This is a genomic window from uncultured Hyphomicrobium sp. (assembly GCF_902826555.1).
GTDB lineage: Bacteria > Pseudomonadota > Alphaproteobacteria > Rhizobiales > Hyphomicrobiaceae > Hyphomicrobium_C.
Genome location: NZ_CADEFI010000018.1, coordinates 58,055 through 65,408 on the forward strand (window position 1 = coordinate 58,055; position 7,354 = coordinate 65,408).

The window sequence follows — 7,354 nt, forward strand, 5'->3', positions numbered from 1 at the left end:
GTGCATAAGGGCGCTTTGCGCCCGCGCTCCGCCAATCGAGCGTCAGAGGGAAACGAGCAATGGGCTTTGACGTCAAGGCCGCGGCAGACGGAGTCGTCCAGTCGCTTCCGGCACTTCCGAACATCACCCAGGATCTGTCGGCGCCGCAGGCGGCGAACTGGATCATGATGGGTCTTGTCGTGCTCGCGGTCGCGAGCGTGCTGGTGCGGCTTCTGCCCAAGGTCTGGGCCGCTGCTGAGAAGACGATGCTGACCAACTGGCGCCTGGCGCTGATCGGCGGGTCCGCGTTGCTGCTGTCGCTCGCCGGTGGATGGACCACCTGGGACGGCATGCGGAACTTCACGGGCGAGTCGGTGCTCTCGGCGATGTTCACGTTCGGCATCCACGGCGTGATGCTCATCGTCGCGTGGCTGATCGGCGAGAGCTTCGCTACCGGCATGAACCAGGTGCGCGGCCGTCACGGGCGTACGGTCAGCGCGCCGCTGGTTGCGCTTTCGGTGCTTGGCGGCGGGTTGGTTCTGGTGGCGTTGGCGATTGCCATCATCCATGCCGGCGTTTCCAACGACCAGCTTCTCTACGGCTTTGCCGGTGCGGGCGCTTTGCTGCTCGCCGTCTCGGCGCTGCTCATGTTTTCCAAGAGCGACGTCATCCAGCCTTACGCGCAAGGCATTCGCATCATCGCCAAGAACGCCATGCTGTGGGTCATGTTTCTGGCTTGCATGGCGACGAGCGTGTTCTTCTCGTTCGATAGCCGTTTCAACGTGATCTTTCCCAAGGACCAGCGCGAGCGCGCGGCCGAGATCCGCACCAAGAACCAAGTTGCAGGCGTGGTTGCCGATATCGGTGACACAATCTCGAGCCGGCGCCTGACTGAGGCGGAGCGCCTGTTCCAGAGCGAAGGCTGGCACGCCTACGAGGCGCAACTCGGCAATCTCTCCAAGGCATCGGAAGGCGCGGAAGCGGAAATCGAGGCGCATTTCACGCGCCAGATGGAGGCGCATCGGTCTGCCATCGCCCAGCAGCAGGAGCGGATGGCGACGGCGACCAGCGGTCAGGCCGGACTTGTCGGCAAGAAGGCGGCGCTGACGGACGAGCTGTCACGGCTCAAGGCCGACCGGCCGGGGCTTGCGGCCGAGCTTGCCGGCAAGAAAGGCGAGCTCGACGGTCGTGCCAAGGAGGTCGATGCCAAGCGCGTCGAGGCCATGGCCGAGGACAAGGGTGTGGAAGGCACACTCAAAGTCGGCAGGGGTCCGATCTACCGCGAGCGCATGGCTGAGCTCGGCAAGCTCAAAGACTACTACAAGATCGGCGAAGAGCGGGTGAAGGACTCGCAGAAGCGCCTGGATGCGGTCGATGCGCGAATCGCCCAGATCGAGCGCGAGCTTGCGGGCGTGGACGGCGAGCTCGCGAAACTCAAGGGTGAGGCGACGACGGCCGAGCAGCGCATTCAAGCCGCCGAGTCCTCGCAGCTCGGCCAGGAAGGCCAGAAGGTCGATCCGGCGCGGGTGCGGGCCGCGTTCGAGAAATCGCGCGCCGAGTTCCGTCAAGATCCCTCATCCGAGCGCCTCAGCGCGCTGCACCAGTATTGCGTACAGCTCTACGATGCCATGATCAGCACCGGGGCCACCAAGGAGAAGGTGCGCGATATCGACTGCGATCCGAAGCAGGCGGTGGAAGCGGCGGCCGTGATCTTCGGGCTCAACGCCGGCCTCAAGGCGTTCGAGGCCAACTGTGCGGGCGGCGACAAGGTGCCGACCACGGGCGGCGTGGATCCGCTGCTCGACTTCGGCCGCAGATGCCTCCGGGACTCGGGTCTTCCGAGCGCGGATTCGAATACGATGGGCGAGAAGCTGTCGGCCATCGATCTCAACCGCGATGACAAGGCCCACAACTTCGTGGTGTCGCTCAACGCGTTCCAGGACGGTAACCGGCTGGCCTATCTTGCCCTGGCGATCGCCATCGGTATCGACAGCCTGATTTTCATGACAGGTCTGTTCGGCGCGAACGCCGTGCGGTCGCCGTTGTCGGACGTGCCCTCCATGAAGGCGCGGAACTCGCAAGAACTCAACGCCATGATCGAGACGGCGCTGCTGCCCGATACGTTCCGGAAGGCTCGTCTCGTTGGCCAGGCCATGCACCCGATCGAGAATGTCGACGGCTACTCGAACGAGGTCAGGCTCGATGAACTCGATCCCGAGACGGCGGTGCAGGTTCGCGATGTCCTGAATGCGGGCGCGATCATCGGTGCCGTCCGTCGCGGCGATCGCGCCGGGCACTACCTCGTGCGCTCGGAATTGCTGGAGTTTCTCAACACGGTCATCAAGCGCGAGCTGGAGACGAACCGCGAGAGCGCCGAAGCCGGCATGAAGATCGATCAGCTCGAGGACCAGCTCGTGGTCGCTCTGCTTCCGAACGTCGGAGAGAACTCCGAGGCGGTGCTGAGCGAGCTTACTCCGATCGATGAGGCGCGCGGTTTCACCGCGTACGTCAATCTCGATGAGGCGGCCGATGATGTGCACCCGGTGATGCTCAACGTGCTCAATACCGGTGCCACGTTCACCCTGGTTCAACGGGACAGCAAACGCGACAGCGGCTACTTCGTGCACAAGGATCTCTACAAGACGCTGGCCCGCATTCGCGCGCGCGAGGTCGGGCGCGCCGGCTCTCGCATGGCGCGGCTCGCGTCGCCGCGGCGCGCCGATGCGCGCCAAGGAGGATCGATCACGCCGCCGCGGCAGGCGATTGCCGACCATACGCAGCGGCTGCCTCAATCCGACGACGATAGCGAGCAGGAGCCGCCGAGCTATCTCGCGGCTCTGGTCGAATCGCTCGGTGTGGCTCCGGAGGCGTTCACGTCGCTCAACGGGTTGGCCTTCGATGCGGCGAGCGCTGCCGGCGAAGCGATGATGGCCTTGCGGCAGAGCAACCGGCTGCTGGAACAAGAGCTGGCCAGTCGCGATCAGCTCGAGCACGGTCGTCTCGAGCGCGTGTTCGAGCAACTCGACAACGATCTTGCTGCAGAGGACGGGACCGGGCGGCAACAGCTGGTCAGCGCGTCGGCGGAGATCGACCAGTGCTGGAACGTTCTGATGCTGCTTCCCAACGGTCCGTACGAGAGCGAGCTTGCCGAAGTGATCGATCAGCTCGAGCCGGACAGCGGTGCGGGGCGACTGAGGCCTGACGAGCAAGCTCTGCTCGGCATGGCGCGGCGGATCCGGCATAGCCTGGCGTCCAATCCTCGCCGCACGGATCGGGATTGGCTCAATCTCGAATCTCAGCTTCAGCTCGTGCTGCGGACGCCCACACAGCAGGTTGCGTCCAGCGACGCCAAGCGTGCCCTGAACTGACAAGCAGACGATCGCCTTCCGTAAAAGCCCGCGTGGCGCGCCAGCCTCACGCGGGCTTTTCTTTTTTTTGCCATGGGGCCTGCGCGGTTCCGACACGACTTTCGCACTCTTCCGCCGTGGGACGAATTTATTCTCCGCGCTTCTGATTTTTTATTTCGAGGAGATTCCCATGTCGCCTGTGCGGACGTTTTCTTCTCTCTTTGCGCTCGCCGCCCTTAGTGGTGCTTTTCTGCTTCCGGTTTCGCCCGCTCGGGCTGCCGAGGTTCAAATCGGCGCCGAGCTCGGCCATTCCACCATCGCTCGCAAGAGCAACGACCGCGTCTATCTCAGGCTCTCGCTCAAGACGCTGAAGGCCAAGACGCAGCGCGAGCGTCCGCCGATCAACGTCGCGCTTGTCATCGACCGCTCCGGATCCATGGCCGGTGAGCGGCTGGTGGCAGCCAAGAAGGGCGCACATGCCGCGCTGGAACGGCTTTCGGGCGACGATGTCATGTCGCTCGTGTCCTACAATCACGAGGTCGATGTGCCGCGGGAGGCCGGAAAAATCGGGTCGGATCGGCGTGACATCGAGCGCGCCATCGATGCGCTCAGCTCGTCGGGCACCACCGCGCTCTACGCCGGCGTCAAGGAAGGCGGCGAGCAGGTGAAGGCCTTCAAATCGGATATGCAGGTCAATCGCGTGGTGCTGCTCTCCGACGGGCTTGCCAACGTCGGACCCAGCACGCCGGGCGAGCTTGCGGAGCTCGGCAGGGAGCTGGCTTCCAAAGGCATCTCGGTTTCCACCATCGGCCTCGGTCTCGAGTACAATGAGGACCTGATGCAGCGGCTCGCGGCCGCGAGCGACGGCAACCATGTGTTCGTGGAGCGGCCAAGCGATCTCGCCGAGATCTTCGACCGGGAGTTCGGAGATGCGCTTTCGATCGCCGCCCGCGACATCATCATCCAGATCGAGTGCAAGTCCGGTTTTACACCGAAGCGCGTGCTCGGGCGCGAGGCGGAGATCTCGGGCAATCGCGTGACGCTCAAACTCAACCAGCTTCCGGCCGACAACGAGCGCTACGTGGTGGTGGAGCTCGAGGTTCCGAACTCCGGATTGGCGTCGGCGGACGGCGATGTTGCCGACGTCGACGTTGGGTATCTCAATCTCGACGATGGGGCACGGGCGGAGGCGAAGGCGAGCGTCAAGGCGACGTTCACCGAGGACGCCAAGGCCGCGGAAGCGAGCATCAACAAGGGCGTCATGAGCCAGGTGACGGAGCAGATCGCGACCGAGAACAGCGAAAAGGCCGTCGAACTGCGCGACGCCGGCGACATCACGGCCGCGCGCAAGGTGCTCGAGGACAATGCCGCCTACCTCAACCGGCAGAAGGGCGCTCTCGGTGCCGGTGTGATGGCGGCGCCTACCGCGTCGATTTCGACGCTCGACAAGCTCGAGGAGAAGAGCCGGGAGGCTGCTGCGGGGCTCGAAAGCGAGAGCTGGGACAAGACGCGCAAGATCATGCGCCAGGACCAGCACAAGTCGAAGGTGCAGCAGGCGTACTAGTTGCGGTTTGCGATGGGTGTATGCGGTGGCGGGGCGGCGAAAGCCGCTCCGTATTTTTGTACCTAGTCCCACAGCCACGTGGCGAGGCCGGCCGGATCGCCCACGATTATGTATGCGACGAGCGTTGCGCCAAGCGCATAGACAAGTAGGTGCTGTCTCTCAAGGTGCGGAGCCGGCGAGGAAACGACGCGTGCGAATGCATGTGCCGCGACGACGAACGGCGACAAGAGAGTGAGCCCCAGCCACATCACGACTAGCGTGTAGAGGATCCAAAGATCGTCGATCTGCTTCGGATCAGGATTGCCGTAGCTTGGAACGTGCCCCGTGACGTATGTAGCGGCCGCTGTGAACGCTGCAAAGCAAAGGAGCCAAGCCCACGGCGCCGCATAGAAGAGCGCTAACAAGCCCCTACCGATCGATTGCCAGGCCACCATCGAGAGTCCCCAGGCGCTGTTGGGGATGAGTATCGCTAGAGGCTATTCCAATTTCAAGGTTCGGTGGGCACCGAGGCAGGCGCGCAATGCGCCGAAGGTGATGCGTCGGGATCTGCACAAGTCGAAGGTGCAGCAGGCGTACTAGCCCGCTTGTCGTCTTTGCAGTTTGGCATTCGGCCGGGCGGCGAAGGCCGCTCCGTTTTTTATGGAAGTCGGCTCCGGGCCAGAAGCGGAAGTCGCTGAGCGGACTTGAGAAATGAGAACGGCCTGGTTACGATCTTGCGGTTAATCGGTGGGGGTGAGTTTGACGGGCAGGATTTTCATAAATTATCGGCGCGGCGACGATGCGGGCACCGTCGGCCGCCTGTTCGACCGGCTGGAGCAGGCGCTGGGCCGTGACACTATTTTCATGGACGTTGAGGGCCACATCAAAGCCGGCGATGACTACGTTGATGTGCTGCGCGCGCAGGTCTCCCAGTGCGACATCCTCATAGCCGTCATTGGCCCGCGCTGGCTTACGATGGCCGATGAGACCGGGCGGCGGCGGCTCGAAAACCCTGAGGATTGGGTGCGCGTCGAAGTCGTCTCGGCGCTGGAGGCTGGCGCGAAGAAGCGCGTCATCCCCGTGCTCGTGCCGGGCGGAGAAATGCCCCGCGCCGACGATTTGCCCGGGCCGTTGAAACCGCTCGCGCGCAAGCAGGCGGTGCGGATTACCTTGGAGCGTTTCAACGCTGACGCGCAGGGTCTCGTCAGCCAGATAAGAGGCGTGCTCGACGACTTAGCCATGCAGCGCGCCGCCACCGAGGTCGAGCGCGCTGCAACCCACGAATCTGAGAGGCAGCGGGAAGCCGATGACAAGGCTCGACTTGCCGCCGTTGAGGCCCGCGCGCGCGAGCAGCGCGCGTCAGGTATGTCAGCTGCGGACGTACGCAAGGCGGAAGAGTTGGCCAACTGGGATTTCATAAAGGCGCAAGATGATCCCGATGATCTGCGCGATCATCTCGCGCGGTTCTCGGGCGGCAGCACCGAACGCTATGCGCGAGCACGACTTGGAGAGTTGACGTTCAAGACCTTGAGTTCGTCGTCGTCGATCGAAGAACTTCAATCTTTTCTTGAAGCGTTCCCAACGTCAAAGCATGAATCGGCGGTACAAGCTTGGCTGACGGCTGCAGAAGCTATCGCAAAGTCTCAAGCCGAGGCTGCTAACAGAAATGGGCGAGAAACCGCGGCGTGGGCCGCGGTCGCCACTAGCTCGGACCAACTCGCGCTCCAGGAGTTTCTGTCGCAGTGGCCTGACGGTGCGCACTTTGCCGATGCACAGGCACGCTTGAGGGAACTAATTTACGAGCAGCAGGTCACGGCGCTCGATGCGCCACTAGCCGCCGGCGCGGACACTCGATGGAAGCCTGCTCGCCAGCGCAATCTGTTATTGGTTGCAGCGCTCACGTCCGTAACAGCGGTTATTGTCATCACGGCGGCTCTCGTGAAGATCGGTCTCGCTGTCTTACACGGCGCAGGGCCGCCGGTTTGAACCGCTAGCCTTAAGCGAACAACATTATGATCGCCAGGAGTAGGCACGCTGCCCCAAATCCTGCCGTAAGCAGCAGCCCTGTGATCTTCGACTGTTCGGGAGCCGTCGCGTAGACGAGGCCGATTCCGACAGCGGCTAACCCGGCTCCGACGGACGCAAGCCCCGCCGCAATTAACTTCGCAACGACCGGATCCATGTCTCAAGTACCCCCGATTTCTCAACGTTAGATGAACACATGGACGAGTCAAGAAGCAGCCTACCTCAGCGAACGGGCACAAACCGAAAATCCGGCCTTGGTGTCTACACGCTTCGTCACACAACAGCCTAGACTGGTGCAAGAGCGGATGATTTGCAGAAGAGCGCAGGAACCGATGGCGCGAAGACCGTTCTGTGAGCTGTCCCAGTTTGAGCAACACCCGGGTTGAATAAACCTGATAGCCGCTAAGGGTCAGGAGCGGACATCGATGTCTCGGTCTCCAGGCGCGCAAATGAAAACGGC

4 protein-coding genes are annotated in these 7,354 nt (G+C 63.0%); 3 read left to right on the plus strand and 1 reads right to left on the minus strand.

The features are described from left to right. Positions 1 to 59 precede the first annotated feature (59 nt). Positions 60 to 3,347: a hypothetical protein gene (locus QZV93_RS09815; protein WP_295557984.1), complete on the plus strand. Its 3,288-nt coding sequence runs from the start codon at positions 60 to 62 to the stop codon at positions 3,345 to 3,347. Between the two features lie 169 nt (positions 3,348 to 3,516). Then, positions 3,517 to 4,890 carry a VWA domain-containing protein gene (locus QZV93_RS09820; protein WP_295557985.1) on the plus strand — a complete coding sequence of 458 codons (1,374 nt, stop codon included), beginning with the start codon at positions 3,517 to 3,519 and terminating at the stop codon, positions 4,888 to 4,890. A 62-nt stretch (positions 4,891 to 4,952) separates the two neighbouring features. Here the strand turns inward: QZV93_RS09820 and QZV93_RS09825 are convergent, their stop codons facing one another. Next, entirely contained in the window at positions 4,953 to 5,324 is a 372-nt protein-coding gene (locus tag QZV93_RS09825; protein WP_295557987.1) for a hypothetical protein, read from the minus strand. A 304-nt stretch (positions 5,325 to 5,628) separates the two neighbouring features. Here QZV93_RS09825 and QZV93_RS09830 point away from each other — a divergent pair, with 304 nt between their 5' ends. Further along, the gene (locus tag QZV93_RS09830) at positions 5,629 to 6,855 is read left to right on the plus strand and encodes a toll/interleukin-1 receptor domain-containing protein (RefSeq protein ID WP_295557988.1); all 1,227 of its coding nucleotides are present in this window, start codon (positions 5,629 to 5,631) and stop codon (positions 6,853 to 6,855) included. Positions 6,856 to 7,354 lie beyond the last annotated feature (499 nt).

Coding starts and splice junctions, on each gene's coding strand:
- QZV93_RS09825 (WP_295557987.1), bottom strand. CDS start 5,324: ATGGTGGCCTGGCAATCGATCGGTAGGGGCTTGTTAGCGCTCTTCTAT.
- QZV93_RS09820 (WP_295557985.1), top strand. CDS start 3,517: ATGTCGCCTGTGCGGACGTTTTCTTCTCTCTTTGCGCTCGCCGCCCTT.
- QZV93_RS09815 (WP_295557984.1), top strand. CDS start 60: ATGGGCTTTGACGTCAAGGCCGCGGCAGACGGAGTCGTCCAGTCGCTT.